The 17919-nt window shown below is 41.9% G+C and carries 13 protein-coding genes and 1 tRNA gene; 1 reads left to right on the forward strand and 13 read right to left on the reverse strand.

What is annotated here, in order from left to right; genetic code table 11:
* Nucleotides 1-387: 387 nt before the first annotated feature.
* From ACDQ55_RS18470 to ACDQ55_RS18485, 4 genes are read right to left on the reverse strand one after another with little or no spacing between them, the layout of a single operon-like run.
* Nucleotides 388-924 carry an ORF6N domain-containing protein gene (locus ACDQ55_RS18470; protein WP_420982970.1) on the reverse strand — a complete coding sequence of 179 codons (537 nt, stop codon included), beginning with the start codon at nucleotides 922-924 and terminating at the stop codon, nucleotides 388-390.
* A gap of 34 nt (nucleotides 925-958) precedes the next feature.
* Complete coding sequence (locus ACDQ55_RS18475; protein ID WP_420982971.1) at nucleotides 959-1885, reverse strand: tyrosine-type recombinase/integrase; 927 nt, start codon at nucleotides 1883-1885, stop codon at nucleotides 959-961.
* On the reverse strand, nucleotides 1875-2843 hold the full coding sequence (locus ACDQ55_RS18480) for a tyrosine-type recombinase/integrase (protein WP_420982972.1): 969 nt from the start codon (nucleotides 2841-2843) through the stop codon (nucleotides 1875-1877). Before ACDQ55_RS18480 ends, ACDQ55_RS18475 begins: the two co-directional genes overlap by 11 nt.
* A 51-nt stretch (nucleotides 2844-2894) precedes the next feature.
* A complete protein-coding gene (locus tag ACDQ55_RS18485; protein WP_420982973.1) occupies nucleotides 2895-4502 on the reverse strand; it encodes a hypothetical protein in 1608 nt (535 codons plus the stop codon).
* 147 nt (nucleotides 4503-4649) lie between these two features.
* Between ACDQ55_RS18485 and ACDQ55_RS18490 the strand changes: the two genes are divergently transcribed.
* Nucleotides 4650-4994 (forward strand): helix-turn-helix domain-containing protein, encoded by a 345-nt coding sequence (locus ACDQ55_RS18490; RefSeq protein WP_420982975.1) that lies wholly within the window; start codon nucleotides 4650-4652, stop codon nucleotides 4992-4994.
* A gap of 62 nt (nucleotides 4995-5056) precedes the next feature.
* On the opposite strand, the gene ACDQ55_RS18495 is transcribed toward ACDQ55_RS18490, so the two are convergent.
* The 9 genes from ACDQ55_RS18495 to ACDQ55_RS18535 all read right to left on the reverse strand — a co-directional run bounded on the left by ACDQ55_RS18495 (nucleotide 5057) and on the right by ACDQ55_RS18535 (nucleotide 17903).
* Complete coding sequence (locus tag ACDQ55_RS18495) at nucleotides 5057-5491, reverse strand: hypothetical protein (protein ID WP_420982976.1); 435 nt, start codon at nucleotides 5489-5491, stop codon at nucleotides 5057-5059.
* Nucleotides 5473-9858, reverse strand: coding sequence for a DUF6443 domain-containing protein (locus ACDQ55_RS18500; protein ID WP_420982977.1), 4386 nt, complete (start codon nucleotides 9856-9858; stop codon nucleotides 5473-5475). The genes ACDQ55_RS18495 and ACDQ55_RS18500 overlap by 19 nt, the downstream gene beginning before the upstream one ends.
* Nucleotides 9859-9988: 130 nt before the next feature.
* A complete protein-coding gene (locus ACDQ55_RS18505; RefSeq protein ID WP_420982979.1) occupies nucleotides 9989-13228 on the reverse strand; it encodes a hypothetical protein in 3240 nt (1079 codons plus the stop codon).
* Nucleotides 13229-13355: 127 nt separating this feature from the next.
* Nucleotides 13356-13439: transfer RNA gene (locus ACDQ55_RS18510), tRNA-Leu, on the reverse strand.
* Nucleotides 13440-13591: 152 nt separating this feature from the next.
* Nucleotides 13592-14341, reverse strand: coding sequence for an ABC transporter permease (locus ACDQ55_RS18515; RefSeq protein ID WP_420982980.1), 750 nt, complete (start codon nucleotides 14339-14341; stop codon nucleotides 13592-13594).
* A 16-nt stretch (nucleotides 14342-14357) separates the two neighbouring features.
* Entirely contained in the window at nucleotides 14358-15146 is a 789-nt protein-coding gene (locus ACDQ55_RS18520) for an ABC transporter ATP-binding protein (protein ID WP_420982982.1), read from the reverse strand.
* A 142-nt stretch (nucleotides 15147-15288) separates the two neighbouring features.
* Nucleotides 15289-15924 carry a response regulator gene (locus ACDQ55_RS18525; protein ID WP_420982984.1) on the reverse strand — a complete coding sequence of 212 codons (636 nt, stop codon included), beginning with the start codon at nucleotides 15922-15924 and terminating at the stop codon, nucleotides 15289-15291.
* Nucleotides 15925-15933: 9 nt separating this feature from the next.
* Complete coding sequence (locus ACDQ55_RS18530) at nucleotides 15934-16713, reverse strand: sensor histidine kinase (protein WP_420982985.1); 780 nt, start codon at nucleotides 16711-16713, stop codon at nucleotides 15934-15936.
* A gap of 638 nt (nucleotides 16714-17351) precedes the next feature.
* Nucleotides 17352-17903, reverse strand: coding sequence for a hypothetical protein (locus ACDQ55_RS18535; protein ID WP_420982986.1), 552 nt, complete (start codon nucleotides 17901-17903; stop codon nucleotides 17352-17354).
* Between the last annotated feature and the right edge of the window lie 16 nt (nucleotides 17904-17919).

Here is a 17919-nt window from a genome sequence, read left to right on the forward strand (position 1 = left end):
GGTTATGGAAAAACTATTATCTTAAAAAAGGAACTGTAAATGAGGAGCAGGACTAAGAGTAAAACGCAAATCTATTTTAGGACTTATTTTTAAAATCTGTAAACTTATTTTAGGACGAGACAAAATGGACAGCGAAGGGATGGCGGGCATAAAGGCAACCTCGATTTAAACACCTCCTTAGCCAGACCGGGAGCTGGCCGAACGGAGGGCGAGGGAGCGCAAAAAGCGTGACAGGACGGAGCGCAGCCCCTGGAGCGCAGCGGAAGGGGCAAGCGCAGGACTGGCGCGCCTTTTTGCCGACTAAGCCCGCAGTGAGACCTTTTTACCTGCCAGGGCTTTATACTCATGCGTATAATTATATTATCCCGCCAGAACCTCCACTGTTGCCTATTCAGCCTCATCATCATGCCGTGTAAATCCGATCATATTACGCGGCTCCTGTGGCTTATTTATCAGATGTTCCAACACACGGTAAATGTCCTCGAACTGATTATCATACTGTTCCCGCATGTCCTCCAGTACCCGCATTACCTCTTTATAATTAACCGATAATTTACGTAATGATATAAAGGTTCTCATGATGGCTATATTCATTTCTATAGCTATATCACTTTTCAATACACTGGATAACATAGCCACACCAGTTTCTGTAAAAGCGAACGGCTTTGCGCCACCAAGGTACTTCTTGTGTGGTATCACATTTTGTGATACCACCGCTTCTACCTCATCTTCGGTCAACTCGAACATAAAATCTTCCGGGAAGCGTTCCATGTTACGCCGTACTGCTTGTTTTAAAGCCCTCGTTTCTACACCGTACAACTCTGCAAGATGAAGATCCAGTATTACTTTCTCTTCCCTTATCAATACTATTCGTTGCATGATTCTTTCTTCAGGAACAATCAGTGGTTGTTTTGATTTTTCCATTTACATAATGGTTTAATAATTAAAAATATCTTACTTATAACGGATGGTAGCGGTTTACAGCTTCCTGTAACCCTTCCAGCACATTCTGTTTATATGCCTCCGTAGAACTTACATATTTATGCCCTGCCAGATGCTGCACCTTTCTAAGATCATGCTGTTTCAGCCACTGTGTGATAACACTGGTCCTTATCTGATCAAGGTTCTTTATCCTGCCGTTGATCTGCCGTAGCTGCTTTAACAGCGTTTGAGTAACACCATAAAAATTCTGACCACCATCCCGCTGTACAAAAAGCTGATCCGTGATTACTCCTTCCGGTAAAAGCTGCTTTCTCACTTCATGCAGGTAGTCCATTATCTCATACACCTGGAAGCTCTCTAAGGTCATATTCCTGGCCGCAGTTCTTCGTTTAGCGTGTATCATGATCTTGCCTTCCCGCAACTGTAAGTCAGATGTTTTTAGCGCGGCCACTTCCTCTACACGCAAGCCCTGATACACCAACAGGCTTAATATCACCCGGTTGCGCCTCCTGGATAAAATATTCATTTCCTGCGGTGGCAGCATCTTTCCGGGTTCATTCGTGATATTTGTAGTGTAATGCTGATAAAGTTCTTCCAACTGTGCAGCGCTTAAAATATCATAATAAGCACGGCGCTTAATACTCTGTACCTTAATACTACTAACAGGGTTTTCTTTGATCATGCCCTCACTGATCAGCCACTCATAATATTTACGTACATGCGTTAGATACCCGGATACTGTTCTCTGTGATGCGCCGCCCCTACTGCTCCACTTCATAAAGTCCAGCATATCACTATAGCTTATATCTTCCAGCTCCGGTATATTCTCCTTATCTGCCCACTGGCGCAGGTAATTAACTGCCCGGATAACCGTTTCAATGGTAGCAGTACTGTAACGCTTTATAACCAGGTATTCCCGGAACTTACTATAATCAGGTAGCATGTATATTGGGATTTTGCTGTTCTAAGAAGTGGGTGTATATCTGTGTGCTTTCAAGGCTGGTATGACCTAAAAAGTCTTTGATACGTTCCAGTGTCATACCATTTTGTAGCAGATGCGTAGCAATGCTGTGCCGCAGCGTATGCAGGTGTACATCTTTTAACTGTAGTTCCAGATTGCCAGATAAAGCGATCAGTAATTTCAGCCGCACCAACAACGCCTGACCACCTAGCCGCCTGCCGCTATAAGTAACAAAAAGGGCATCCTGTTTCCCTGTTATAAAGTAAGGACGAGCATCATACAGGTATTGTTCCAGGTATTTAATACCCTGTTTGGTAACCGGAACAAAACGTTCCCGGTAACCTTTCCCCTTACGAACATGCAGCAGGGAGCTATGGAACTGGATATCACCGGTATCAAGATGATAACCCTCGTTCCTTCTTAACCCGCAGCCATAGAACACTGCCAGCATTGCCCGGTCACGCTTCTGCATCGTTTCATAAAACTGGGCGCCTTTATCATGTTTTCGGGATTCATAGGGCTGGTAAGTAGTTTCAAAAAGCAGCCTGATTTCTTCCTGTGTTAATACATCGGTGATAATACCTTCATCACTTTCTGTACGTATATCCAGCCTGGGAAGCAGCAGCCTGCCGCTCTGACGCAGATAGTCGCTGAACTTCTGTAATGCCTGTAAATGTTTGTTCAGATAGCTATTACTCAACCCTCCACCACGGCGCTGATTAGACCGCCCTTTCAGCTTATAATAATGATCTTTGAACAGGTGTATATCTAGCTGATGTAAACCTGCATAGCCTTTACTCTCCACGTAGTAAAGCAGCTCCTGTATGTGGTTTGGTAACTGATAAACGGTTTGTTCATTATAACCCAGCGTACCTAGCCACTCCCCGTAACTTTGGACAATATAACGGTAGGCCTCACTTTTTAAGTCAAGCTGTTTCATGATACAATAATTTTTTGTGTGCGGTATGTATGCTCCGTATAGCGTGAGCCGTTAGGCTAACTGCTTCTTTTTCTTGCGTTTATCCGGCTCACTTATCTGATGGGCTGTTACTGAACCATTGAGCCCTTCCATCACTTCATCCAGTACGGTAATGATACGTTGCTGTAGCTGCTGGTATTCTTCATAGCTCAATACTTCATAATGATACGCCTTTGTGTAGCGGCTTTCCACCTGCCGTATATATCCCACTTGCAGCAGCGCTGCATGGTGCCGCTTTACCGTACTTAGTGGGATACGCATCATGGTGCGGATACCACTATTGGTAAAAGCCTTTTCAACATTGGATTCCAGACAGACTTTAAGCTGTTCAAAATAATGACGGGTAGCACCGCTCAACTCATCACTTTTACGCAGCAATATACCTTTCATCAGTTCATTAGCCTCTCTTATATCGTCTATGGTAGTGGTAATATAGCGTTCGCCTGTAGCTTCATCTGTCTGTATATCCCGCTGGTACTGCTTATAAAAGGTAATCACTTCTATAAAGGCCAGGTAATGCGCATTAGTCCGGCGCTGTTTAAAAACCTCCTTCGGTATCTTTAACAGCTCTGCATAAGGGTTACGGATGGTAACAGGTTTTAAGATACGCTGCACGTTCTGTAACAGATAGCGGGCCTGTTGCTCGGCTGCACTGTTTACCTTACCTGCGCTTAGTTCCCGCTGGTAATCCATGATCCTTTCATCCTGTTCACTGCTTTCATCAAGATATAACAGGAAGCAGCGGTTAGCATTATCTTCATACAGGCTGGTACAACCAGCAATACTAACAGGGCCGTGTACTTTCAGGTGGATGGTTTTAGTATTGCCGTTACGGTCTTTGATGGTAACGGTTTTACTGATACGCTGCTTGCTTTGCAGCTCCCGCAAGGGATACAGGGCAGACCATATACCGTCCAGATCTTCTATCAGTATCAGTTTATGACCCAGCTCTCCTTTATCAAAATAATAAAAAGCGTTCTCTGTTAAAGCGGTAATTTCAATCTTATCTTCATCAGGCATCAGGTCACCGATTTTTTCCTGTAGGTGGCTTTTACCTGTGCCACTGCTGCCGAAGCTGATCACATGCAGCGGGCGGGTAGTTTTACGGCTGGTAAAGATCAGGTACATGATCAGGCGGTTTAGTTCTTCGCCTACCATACCACTGCTGCCGATCATTTCGTTGGTTCGTTCCAGTAAGCCTGGCTGTTGTAAAAACGCCATAGCCTGCTGCTGCTCTGCTTCTGTAAGTACTTTCAGCGGTTTTACCTGTTCCTGCTTCCGGGCTTCGATCTGCTGTAAACGGTAACCTTCCAACTGATCAGTGATCTCTCCCAGCGCCTGCACTACAGGACTGTTACCAACTTCCAGCCGGTCGGCTATCAACCTGGATAGCTTTTCCACCTGATGATGATTATAAAGATCAAGATTCTGGCGGATGGCAAGATTTGCAATATCAGGATGATCAAGATAGTGGTTGAACTTACGGTTCAATACTTCCACCTTCAACGTTACACGCATCCGGTCTAAACCATCCAACCGGATACCGCCAAGGATAGTAAACCCCAGTTCCTCCGTTTGGTAAGTAATGGCGTCCTGATTATCGATATTGATCTTAGCCATAAAAAATATTTTTTTCTTCACCTATTGGTGACAAAGATAATTGATAGGTAAATTAAAAACAAACTTTTTCATTGTTGTTTTTCACCTATCAATAAACTAATTTTACTAAAACGCCGATCAATCAGGCATTTTCATCACTTATTAGGTATGGATTTAGGTAATAAAATAGTACAACTGCGTAAAGAGAAGGATCTTAACCGGGACGAACTCGGTAAGGCTGTAGGCACCTCCGGTGCTATCATTGGCCGTTATGAACGTAATGAGATTACACCATCTGTAGAAGTAGCCGCAAAAATTGCGGACGCACTGGACGTGAGCCTGGATTATCTGGTGGGTAACACTACCTTTTTAGTGAAGGATAAAAAAATGCTCTATCGCCTGGAGCTGCTGGATAAGATTTCTGAAGAAGACCGTAATACCATTCTCCGCGTGGTGGATGCTTTCCTAAAAGAAGCTCAACTAACTACTACCACCAAAAAATTAAAAGCATAAAACACAAAGATAGAGCCGCATGCTAAGCATTAGCATACGGCTCTATCTATTTTATTATTTTTTTAACATACTGTTACTCCTGGTAGTTCACGCTGCATACGCAATATAGGATCCTTATCACTGCTACTAACAAGCCAGTAAGAAGAGTCTACCAACTCAAACACATAATTACAGCTTAAGATCATTTCCTCATCTATTTCATATCTCCTCAGGGACGCTTCATTTTGATCGCCACAAACAAGTAGCTCTATTATTTGATAAAAGCGATTTGATAAATCAAGTAATTCACTCCAACTATACAAAAGCCCATTGGAAGATTTATTTACTGATTTTTCAAAGGATAAAACTTCTTCATCCCCAGGCTGACCTACAGCTGTAATCCACTGTAATGACCACAAAAAGCGATCTCCATTTTCAATGCAATTCAATATATCTGATAGTTGTACATCTAAGACTTCAGAGGATGAACCTTGTATAATTATTTTTGTTGTAGCCACGGTAAATATTTTTGATAATCTGCATTTAAAGGTTGCGCCTGTTTACTACGCATAGGAGTTCCGCCAGTTGGATTCTGAACATATGGATGCTCGTGGGGATTAGGATGATTACCAGGTCGTCCATGATCCGTAAAATCAATATCTTTCACAACATTGCCGTTCTGGTCAAACTCTCTTGCCTGATTATATCTCCCTTTTCTACCTTCCTGGGAGCCTAACTCTGTATGTGGACCTGTTGCCGCCGGATCAGGGGCAGGCTCTCCACCTGATTTACGAGGTAACTCATCTTGTATATGACTATACTCGCCTATATTAACTCTTCCACTTTGCGAAGCTAAATTAGCAGTTCCATTACCGGTTAGCACTGTTCCTATTGCAGAAATTCCCATCCCACCAAGTGCTACAGGTACACTCACTTCTGCTGCCAGCCCTCCGCTTGCCCCCGTCACTGTTATTGCGGTTCCGGTTATCGCTCCCCCAACTATTTGCCCACCTTTACCACCTACTGCGGCCGCAACATCTGCTACATCTAATCCTGCATTCCAACCAGAAGCTATAGATCGATCGGAGATATTACCTGCTACTGCACTTCTAAAACTTGCTCCACTAAGATTATCAACTGTTCCTATAACGGCTCCTCCAACACTACCCGCAACAGCTTTCCCTGCATTTTTAACATCATTCCACGTAGGCCAGTCCGGCCACATTCCATCAGGATCTATAAATCTTATCGGATTATCAAGTGCATAAACATAAGGGCTCCACCGCCGTCCTTTTTCACTTAATGGATCGATTACCCACCAGCGCCCAATTTGAGGGTCTTGCATCCTGGCACCATAGTCGTATAATTCTAATCCACTGCCATCTCCGAACTCCCTACTCTGCAACTCCTTCCCATTATACTTCATTCGGTTCTCCGGATAATTCGAACCTTTGAGAGCATTAGAACTTATCCCACTCATGGTGAGTCCAAACGGATAATAATGTGTTTCCTCCAATACCGGACCAGAATTAACACCTAATATAACGTTATCAAAGAACACATCCTGCTGACTCTCATTGCTGGTGTAAACATACAAAAATCCACTCTTTTTCACCTCCATTTTTTCTGTACCCAATGTCTGCAACTGATCTGGGTCTCCTTTTACTTGTCTTACTCCACTGTTTTCCTCTACCAATTTAAACTGATCATCAAACAACACAAAATTCAGATAGGCTTTAGGTTTATCCTGCTGATTTTGATCAGGATCTTTATCTCTTAAACGCCGATAATCATTACCTGTAAAGTTGCCGGCCATGGGGTCGGGAGAAGTAGTAACCACATCTGTATGTGTACCTCCTGCTTTTGTGGTAGTGGCAAGCGACTGCAACAAGGAGGCTACTATCTCTTCCGGGGTGGTGTTGTTATTTTTATCTGCCGGTTGCTGTGATTTATAGAACGCACTGGCACTCAGCTGGATGGTATCGCCAGCCATGACGCGTAATACAAGCGATGGCCCTATTTTATTGCCGCCTGCTTTTGCATTCAGTTTGGCGACAAATTCGTTTTTCGCAGTAGCCTGATCTGCCGGATAGCCCACCGGTTTAACACTACGGGTATTATCGATATTGCTGAACAATGCTATTTCTTTTACAGCATTTTCCTGTTCCATAGTGGCCGCATACATGCTAACATCACTTTGTTCTGTTAATACCATACGGGTATTGCCCAGATGGTCTTTCACAAAATAATCATATACATATGCCGGCTGCTCCCCTGTTTTGCACACCATTCTTATCCGGCCTTCTTCCTGTGTCGCAAATTGAAGCGTATCATTTTGATATACAAATCCACCAATATAATCTGTAGTAGTAATAACACCGCTTCCGGTAACGTCTGTCACTTTTTTACGTAACTTATTACCTGAAGCATCATACATATACTCAATATAACCCTTACCCTCTATGGTAATGCTATCAGGAAGATTCAGGTGATTATACCTGTTTATAATCAATCCCTTATTAATATCAACAATAAGATTCCCATTGGCATCGTATATATAATCCCGGTTTTCATCGTTGTTAACTTCCTTAAAGTCTCCCAACTTACTTCCCGGATCATTTTTTCTGTCTGTTACAAAAAATAGTTGGTTGCTATTCGGAATATAAGCATACTTCAAACTGTCAATCGTTTGAATCGAAGTGCCATTGAGCCCTTTCTGATTCATGAAGAGGATATTGCCATTCGCATCATAAGACAAACCGCTCACAGAAAAATCGGCCACATTATTCGTCCAGCTGCTACTACCTGTATTTTGCTGGGTGAAGGCAGCACCGGTCAAACGATTTACACGATCATAAGAAAAATCATATTTGCGGTTGATCTGATCGCTCTTACCCCGCCAGGTAGTGCCTGAAATATTACCATTATATTGCGGCCTGGTATACATCGTACCGGTAAGCGAAGAAACCGGCTGATCATAGGCCAGTTCATAACCGAAATAACCGCCAGGCTGCCCGGCCACATAATCACGGTTCATGCCAAGCAACCAGCCACGAATATTGTATTCAAATTTTTCCGTATGTAGGGCGCCCTGCGTTTTGGATGTTAATTGCCCCAACTCATCATAATCATTCGTTGCAATCAATTTATCTATGCCATCATCATTGAGTTGCTTTTTAATATTTATCAATCTGCCAGCAGCATCGTAGTTCATGACGGTGAGTGTGGTCACCTGTGCCGGTATAGCACTGCGCAGATTATGATGATGATGGTAAGAGCTAAGCACTTTTCCGTTAAAATCATAACGGTTGCTAAGTATATCTTTTCCACCTGATGCATTATCTCCAATTGTTTGTATCACTCTCCCTTTATCATCATAATAAGTAGTTGAACTAAGCCATTGGTTGGTTCCCAATATACGTATGCACGTTCCAGTTAGCATGCCATGGGTCATCGTACTGGCGGCATTCACTACCTCACCGTATTCATTATCTCCATTTTTCAGTTTTCCCAGATCTGCTGTTTGTAAATCATGTTTTCCTGTAAATGTATAATCGTCGTAATAGGTGTAGGTCAATGGATATAAATCGGCAGCATTGATATCTGGTAATGGGTTAGTAGCCACCACAGTAGTAGTGCCTTGTGTAGCATTGGCGTCAATCAAAGTTTCAAACTCAACATCGACAGCTGAGTTAAAACCGGTTTCAAATGTGATGCTATTACTGGCTTTATAAATATTACGACCGTCATCATTCGCTACCACCAGGTCTGTTACCGCCGGAATAGTATAATCAATTTGTTTAGCGTTATCAATAGCCGCATTCATTTGTTGCTGCAACTCCTCTCTATCGATACCTGCCTTATTATATAATGCGGTCATGATAGGACGATTCAGTTCATCATAAAAAGTAGTCAGCCATTGGGATTTCGCATGCAAATTACCATCTCTTGAAAAGGCCAGGCGGTCGCGCACATCATACACCATTTCTACGGAATCAGCATCCGGCACCTTTTTAATGATCATATGATTCTTTCCGTCATAACGATACAGAAAACATAAACCATTCACCACTTCGTTTGTTAGTAGCCAATTATATTTAATCTGCTCTACCGCTTTAGGAGGAATCACGCAACGCAGGTTTCCCAGTTCATCGTATACATAGTAAGTACAGAGCCAGTTACTATGCCCATCTGCAGCGCCACCGATTAATTCTACCTTTTTAAGCACTACATGACCCTCTTTATCTTTAAATTCAACTACACTACTACCATGTTCGTCTGTCACTACATTTTTATACAATTTCCCATTGGCATATACAGTAGTAGTAACAGGTATTTGAAGCCCTTCAGGCATTATCCAAATACGCACGCTATCTGCGGCGGTATTTACTCGGTATTGCTGACCCACTCCTCTTCCACCTCCTGCCCAGTTGCTACCTGGCGCCATTGTTTTCATCACCCGGTTTAATGGAGAAGCTTCAAATACCGTCTGACCATAAAACGTATTCTCCGCTTGCGACTGATATTGAGCATTCATGAAAGCAGCCTGCTCTGCAAAAGGGTTCTCTTTAAACTCGCCATCGCTGGCAGGAGAAACATAAGGCAGATACTTGTATTGCTCACGGCCAAATCCATCATATACAACCGGCGTTACCAAGTCTTTTCCCTGTTGGGAAATCCCCTTACTAACGGTTTGTAACAGGCGGCCCAACCCATCAAAATATTGAGTAGTTTGTTTCACCTCTTTCACATTCGTACTGCCGGTTACAGTAGCTGGATGAGTAGTGGGCATAGATGGCTCCCAGGTACGAACATAGTTAATATTAGTATTGGTATAGGGCTGTATGGGAGCCTGTGCGCTGCTATCATTTACAATTAAGAGCACTGCAAATAAAAATGTCGGCAGGCATAAATATCTAGAAAATTTCATAGTATCAATTCAATAAACAAAAGGGATTAATAAAATTGCCCTGGCATAATAAATACAATAATGCTATTTCCCATTTAACGCAGCATTAATTGGTCTTATAATGGTAATCATACATCTTAATAATGTTACCGTCCTTATCTTTCACATATTGCAAACGACCAAAGCCGTCATATTCATAGTACGTCGTATGCCCTGCCGGGTCCGTTTCACTTGTCATGCCAATTAATGGCGCGTAGGTATACGTCCATACATGAGCTCCCGGCAAGCCTGTACGAAGCTTATTTAACTCTGCACGCATGGTTGCATCTGTCGTCGTGCCGTTAATATTGTCCAGTATTGACTGCGTCACTTTCGTTATTACCGTCGAATAGTCACTTCTTAATATTTTTGCTACAGGGTACTTACCATTGTAACCCCACAGATAAACCTCTTTCACATCATTGGATTTCTGTTGCTCCGATATATTGCCATAAGCATCGTATGAATTATAATACATAACAGTGGTAATATTATCTGTCCCATTCATCCTGGTTTTTAAAATATTGGAAGAAGGAAGTATCTGTGAGGCATTACCATTCCAGCCACTCTTGAAAGTGGTGTTTAGAGAACGTAAAAGGGTATTATTCTTATAATCCGCCTTCCAATAGGGTTGACTGATGACATTGGAGGATAACATCTGATTCAAAACAGCTGCATTCACATCTGTGGAAGCATGATCACCGGGATAAAGGGAAGATGTGGAGATATTAAGTCCTTTGCTATCTGTTGTAGAAGTTGACTTAAGCATCAATTTGTCGTTATAGCCATAATCGGTGACGGATTGAAGCTCGTTCCCCAGGTCATCATATTGATTGACTGTAGCCTTTGTCAATAAATACTTTCCAAGCTTTATGTCATAAAACGCATATCCAATATCATTTAATGGAGGATCACCTGCTCTACATCTCATTTCATCTGCATAATCAACAGTATTATAAACTGAAACACTCTTAATTGTATTGAAATTAAAAATGTTATATTCATTACTCATAGAATCAATCAATGAATAATTATTAGAGGATACATTGTATTTATATATACTTTTAGATGCAAGAAAATCTTCATACAAAGAATTCCCAACATACTCTTTCCCTCCTACTGCCACAGGATTTGGTACAAATCTGTAGTCATTGGGTATGATGTAGTTGAAAACAGTCTTTCCATTTGGGATACCCTGATTGTCGACTTCGTATTGAGATACTGAAGGATAAAGTACATCTCCAGAACTGAATGTTACAGTTGGATAAGATGCCTGAGCCAAATAAACCAATTCACTCCCATCTATTTCTCCACATCCTGCCATGCCAAAGTCGACAACTTTTCTAAGTGTTTTACGGTAGTAATTTTCATAAAATATATCGTCAGACATCAGGATATTTCCATAACTGCTTTCATTTATACCATAAGAAAACCGGGTCTTTTTCTGCAATGTATTGTCGGCATTATAATAGGCAATAGTTTTTGCCCTTATACCTCCGCCAGATTTAATCAACCTGGAAGTGTTCCGCTTTAATCCGGCAACCTCCACTTTAATAGTAGTAGTGGAATAATCATTGATTACAGCATAGATCTGATAAGTATGAGCCGTATCAAAATCATAGGCATATTCAATCGAATGGGATTTAGTATATTCATTACCAAAATCACTTGAATACCATATGACCAGATTTTTTCCTGTAGTCAGGTCTTTAAGAATGACCGTTTGCGCTACATCAAAAGCATTGGGAGAAAAAGGTGAAAAGGTAATATTTATTTTTCCACTACTATAGGCCCTCCCATCTGCAGAAGGACTTTTAAAATCCGCCTGCCTGGTTGCAAAACTAGTACGTCCGGTGCCAGCTAAAGTAAAACTGGCTAAACTGGTATCTATATATTCAGTCCGTGTAGAATAATATTTATTAGGCTCATATTCAAAGGAGGTATACCCTCCTGTTGGATAGGTGATCTTTGTTAACATCCCTGCCATTATATAAGTATCGGAAGGAGTACGGTTAGCCAATCCAATATTTCCAAATTTCTGCAATTCTGTTTGAACAGGCAAAATATTGGGTAATAAACTAACGTTCCCATTACCTGCTCCATTGTAATATCCCCAATAGTCCATATTAAAAGAAGTGGTTGAAGGAATAGGCAATTCATTATAGCTGAAATAATGAGTTTGTGGGGCACTGGCTCCTGTTATATCATCAATACTATAAGATAGTAACCTTAACCTGGAAGCAGCAACGCTCATATTATTCTCAACGTTAAAATAATCATAAGCAAATCCAATTTTCTTTACCCTAACGTAGTTATTATTTACTTTTTTATAAACGACAATACTATCCAAGGCATGTTTGGGATAGCTAGACAATTCAAAACCATCTTGTCTGACAGTATTTGCATAAAAGGTTACTTTCCCATCTCTATAGGTGATTTCTTTTAAAATTGGATTACCTATTAGAGATGTAGATGTTATAGTTTGTGGATTATCGGCAGCATATCCATTAAAATCATCTTCCGATTCACCTTTTCTATATCTACGGGAACTGGTTGAGGTTATGCTAAATTCAATTTCAGCAGTATAGGACAAATCCAAACTATCAACATTATCGCTAGAAACAATTTTTGTTAGGCTCCATGATTGAACATAAGATTGTACTCTTTGATCATCATTAAAAAAATTATTCTTCTGTTGAAAATAATACTTGGTTCCATCCTCATCAATAATGCTATAAGTATTAAGAGAGGCATTCCTGTTGATAACAACTGGTGTATAAGGTACCGCAACAAAGTTCTTCAAATCCCTTGAAAAAAGAAATTTACCAGATTTGCCAGGCAAGCTAAAATTAAAAAAATCCGGCTGGGCATCCGGAATATTATTAGACCAGTTCTTTAAAGTATTATAATCCCTAATACTGGAGATAGTATCTACCGGAATATTTTGATTAAACCAACCGTTCACTGATTTTTCATCTTCAATACCTCTAACGGTTCTGGCTATATTACCTCCCGGCATCAAATTCCATCCAAGACCCACCCATGTAGCTTGTTGAGCAACCTTAATTCCAGAAGCATGATAACTCAATGTAATAGGAATGTGTATTTTCCCAACAGTTAAGTCAAATAAGGGAAAACTGATTGGTACTACACCGTTCATCGGGATGGTAGGAATATCTATGTATTTTGATAATTCGGCCACATTCGGGGCCAGGGGTACAATCTGGGCTTTATCTATACTTATCTGTGAAAATGTAATGATACCTTTTAAAAACAGAATAATAACAATTGTAATTGTCTTTTTCATTTAGAGCTTGTTGAAAATTTAATTGCGGCAAAATAGAAAAAACCGAATCGATCAATTAGTTTGGACAACCAGGAACACTCGACGCAATTAAAAAAGCCTTGTAAGTAATTACTTACAAGGCTTCTAGTGCCCAGAACTGGATTCGAACCAGCACACCCTTGCAGGCGCTGCGACCTGAACACAGTGCGTCTACCAATTTCGCCATCTGGGCAACTGATATTGTGTCAGGGAGCGCAAAGATAAGCAGCTATTTTATTTTTCCAAAAATTACACTGAAATATTTTTCAGTATCAGCGGATCAACGAGGTGCTGAATCAGCATCCTAAAACAAACGAGGCAGGCATTACCTACCTCGTCGAAAAATCACTTGCTATCCCATTTAAACCATTTCACTCCTAGTATCACAAACAAAATAGTATATCCTATGGCTGCCAGTAATGCATAAGTAGTTTTCAACTCCCAGGTAGCCGGCGACAAGCTCGCACCTAATATTTTCCGTACTACTCCATAAGGCGACCAGATCACTATCTGGGCCATCTCTTTCCCTAAAGCACCAAATTCACCAAACATACCTATCATAATAAAAGCAAAATATACCAGACGCGTAGTAGAACTAGCCGTATCCGGGTTTTTGATACGCCCTACTATAGCTTGTCCTAAACCCAGGTATACCACACCTCCTACCATAGCCATCAATAAACCAGTTACGTAACCCAACGGCGATATACTAATATGATCTACATAGTAGCCCACCAAAAATACAAGGACTGTCATCAATAAAATCATCACTACCTGTACAGCCAACCGGCTGATCATGATCGTCCAGGCAGAAACCGGACCTACACGCAAACGTTGAAACACGCCCTTGTCGCGGTCGCGGGCAATCGCATTAGTATATCCCATTAGCCCGATACTAGTAAGGCCTATAGTGATACAGGAAGATAAAACAAACACACCGCCGATCTTATCTATCAGCCCTTTCCAAGAAATGAGGATCAACAACGGCACAATAAGCACTAACCGCATAGAACGGCGATTACGCCAAATAGTGGTAAAATCTGCCTGTAATAACGCAGATAATACAGCGGAATTTTTAGGTATTCTTGTTTCCATACAACGACTTTTTTTGTTATGAACGAACAGCAGTACCAGTTAATCCAATGAACACATCTTCCAGGGTTACTTTTCCCCTTCTCACCACTTTCAATACTTCCGGATCATGGCGATGTTTTTCTATCAGGGCTTCCGGTGTATCGATAGCGATAATGCGTCCATGGTCTATAATGGCGATACGGTCGCATACCGCTTCTGCTTCTTCCATAGAGTGGGTAGTGAGCATTACCGCATGCCCCTGGTTACGGAAATACTCTATACGTTCCCATAATTGCCGCCGGGATTGCGGGTCCAGGCCGGTAGTAGGTTCATCCAGCAATATCAATTGCGGGTTATGAATGGTAGAAATCAGCAGGGATACCCGTTGTTGCTGGCCTCCGGAAAGCTCAGCAATTTTTTTGTCGGCGGCATCTTCCAGGCTGATAGCAGCCAGCTTTTCCCGGATAGCACCCTCATTGAGACTAACACCATAAATACGGGCAAAAAGACGGATAATCTCTGCAATGGTTAATTCTGGCTGAAAACTGGTGGCCTGCAGTTGTACGCCCATATTGGCACGGGCATGCAAGGGCTTCTCTTTTGTATTGAACCCGGCTACTGTAATCGTTCCGGAAGCGGGTTGCAACAAGCCTTCTATAGCACTGAGCGTACTCGTTTTACCGGCGCCGTTAGGACCCAGTAAACCAAAAATTTCACCGCCTGAAACCCCGAAAGTAACTTCTTTCACTGCCTGAAAAGCCCCATAGCGAACATTTAGTTGATTCACTACCAGAATGGGGTCAGCAATAGGTTGTTGATTGTTCATCTCATTCAGATTTGGTTTGTATTGACGGGTTGAAATTACAACATACCTACAGATTATAAGGGGACTAAAAGGCTAACCCTACCCTAAAAGCGGTAAAAGGAGGTATTATAACGGTAAAACCGGAAACGGGTATTTCACGGGGTCATAAAGTGATCAGTTGTCTTCTTAACGCCTCCAGTACCATACCGGTACGGCTCTGTACATTCAGTTTATTGAACAGGATCTCACGGTAACCGTCTATCGTACGCTCCGTGACATTCATTTTAACGGCAATGGCCTTATAGGTAAGGTCGCTGCAGGCCAGGCTGAGAAACTCTTTTTCCCGGTCTGTAAGGGTTTGTTTTTGTTCGGATTGCAGTAATAGCCGCCGGTAGTTAACATTGGAAGCATCATTGGTATAAATGCCGGTAGTATGGATTTCACACAAGGCTTTCTCCAATTCTGCGGGATGGATATCTTTCAGCAAGTAAGCACAACAGCCTGCCTGCAGCATTTCTATGATAGTGGCATCATTATCTTTCATAGACAATGCTACTATTTTAACGGTGGGGTACAAACGGGTAACAGCAGCTGTAGTAGCGGCACCATCCATTACCGGCATATTTACATCCAGCAACAGTATATCGGGCAACATCTGCAACTGGGCAAGCTTATTAAGCATTTCTTGTCCGTTCATAGCTTCCGCTACAATCTGAAAGCCACTAAAACCGCCCACTAATAAGCTGAGTGATTTCAAGAATAACTGATGATCGTCTGCTATGCCAATATTGATGTTCATATAAAAAATTTATTCAAGGGGTAATGTGATCAATACAGCAGTGCCTCCGGAAGTAGTTACCTCCCAGCGGATTTCCCCGCCAAGTACATTGGTACGGTGCTGCATGTTCCGGATGCCCATACCCATGGAGGCCATTCCGGCTTTATCAAAACCGTCACCGTCATCTGCTATAATCAGGATAAGTTGTTCGCCGGCCTTTCTGATACTGATATCGATCACTTGGGGCCGGGCGTGTTTAATACAGTTCTGTATCGCTTCCTGTACAATGCGGAACAGAATGATCTGAGGTTCAGCCTGTAGTGGTAATGCGATCAGTTCGTGGGTAAACTTTACTATGATAGCCTTACTGGAATTAATCCTTTCCACTTCCATCTTGAGGTTTTCGATCAGGCTGAACTGGCTTAACCACTGACGGCTAAACGATTTAGAAAGCGCCCGAAGATGCTGGATAGCCGTACTAAGGGTTTCTTCAGCTATATGCAACGTATCCGGGATCTCTTTCATGCTCCGTTGGGTAACGTTGATCAAGAGCTTGGTGCTGCTCAATAACTGGCCTATATCATCATGCAGTTCCTGCCCCAGATGGGCAAAGGCTTCTTCCTGCATTTCAATTTGCGACCACATTAACTGCTTGTCGTAGTCTTCTTTCATTAATTTAAGCTGATGTAAATAAGCATCCTGCTTTTTCTTATAACTTATCACTGCAGATACCACCACTAGTCCCATGATGGTAATCAACAATGAGATGAATGTCACAGCTACAAAAAGATCCTGTTTGACCGGAAGCATACTACGCCTTTTATCAGCATAATATACAACAGGTAATTGGATAATGAATTCAAAACCGCGAAAAAATGCCGCGCCCTGGTGGTATCGTTTTCCAGCAACAGGTTATAAAAGGCATTTACACTCACGGATGCCGCGAAATAAATAAAAAAAGCAAGGGTTAACCAAAAAATCGGGTGCTGGAATATAGACGCTTCACTATCCGGGGTTATAGAAAAAAAGGATAAAAGGCACCAGCATATGACCAGGAAACTTTCAATCGTAATATTTATGCCAGGAAAGACATGCCATCCACCCCATACAAAGCTGTAAAAAAGAGAAACTATACCAAAAGCAAAAATAGACACGCCCATTAAAAGCCTCCAGCGATAGTCCCTGATCCCTGATCGGAGTATTATTGTAATCAAACTATACTCCAGCACCACGAAAAAATGATACACTATAAAAAAGCCTAAACCTTTTGTACCGATCAACTCTACAATCACTTCTGTTATAATGGACACTCCCAGTAACACACTCAACATCCTTACCTCCCGATATTGGAGATGAAACAGGCTGATCATGAAGCAGGCTACCAATAGCACATAATAAGCGTACACCCATCCGTTCATCGGCACTAAGATTAAAGTACAAAAAAGATGTTAGAATAATTTCTCCAGGTCGGCGGTCGCCAGTGGGGAGTTATTCTTCTTTAAAATGTCGAAAAGTTGTTTGTAAGGCGCAAACTTACCGTCTCCGTCTTTACCGTTACCTCTTTCTTCGAATTTAGGATCGAAGCTATTATGCTCTGTAATCGTGTTTTCGGTAACTCTTTTCAGCAACTGCTCGTAGCCTACCTGCGATTGATCGCCGGTAATACCTTCTGCTACCAGGCTAAATTGTTGATTTTCTTCCGGAATTGCAAAGTGGAAACGTATGTATTCACATCCTTCCTGACTGAGGATTCGCAAGAGCGATGCCTTACTGAAATCGATGGATAACACGCCCTGGAAAGCTTGTTGTACTTCCGGATTGGCAAGGAGAAATTTGTAAAAATTATTTAGCATTCCCAAAAAAGCCGCTGATGTTACGGGCATTCCATAAGTCTTGACATCGCCAGTAAAAGGCATCCGATAATCCAGTTGCTCTGTGGTAGGGTACAGGTAGCCTTGGTCATTGCTGGCATAACCGGCTAAGGACATTTGATCACTCATAGTAGGTCAGTTTAGT

The organism is Chitinophaga sp. 30R24, assembly GCF_049056765.1.
GTDB lineage: Bacteria > Bacteroidota > Bacteroidia > Chitinophagales > Chitinophagaceae > Chitinophaga.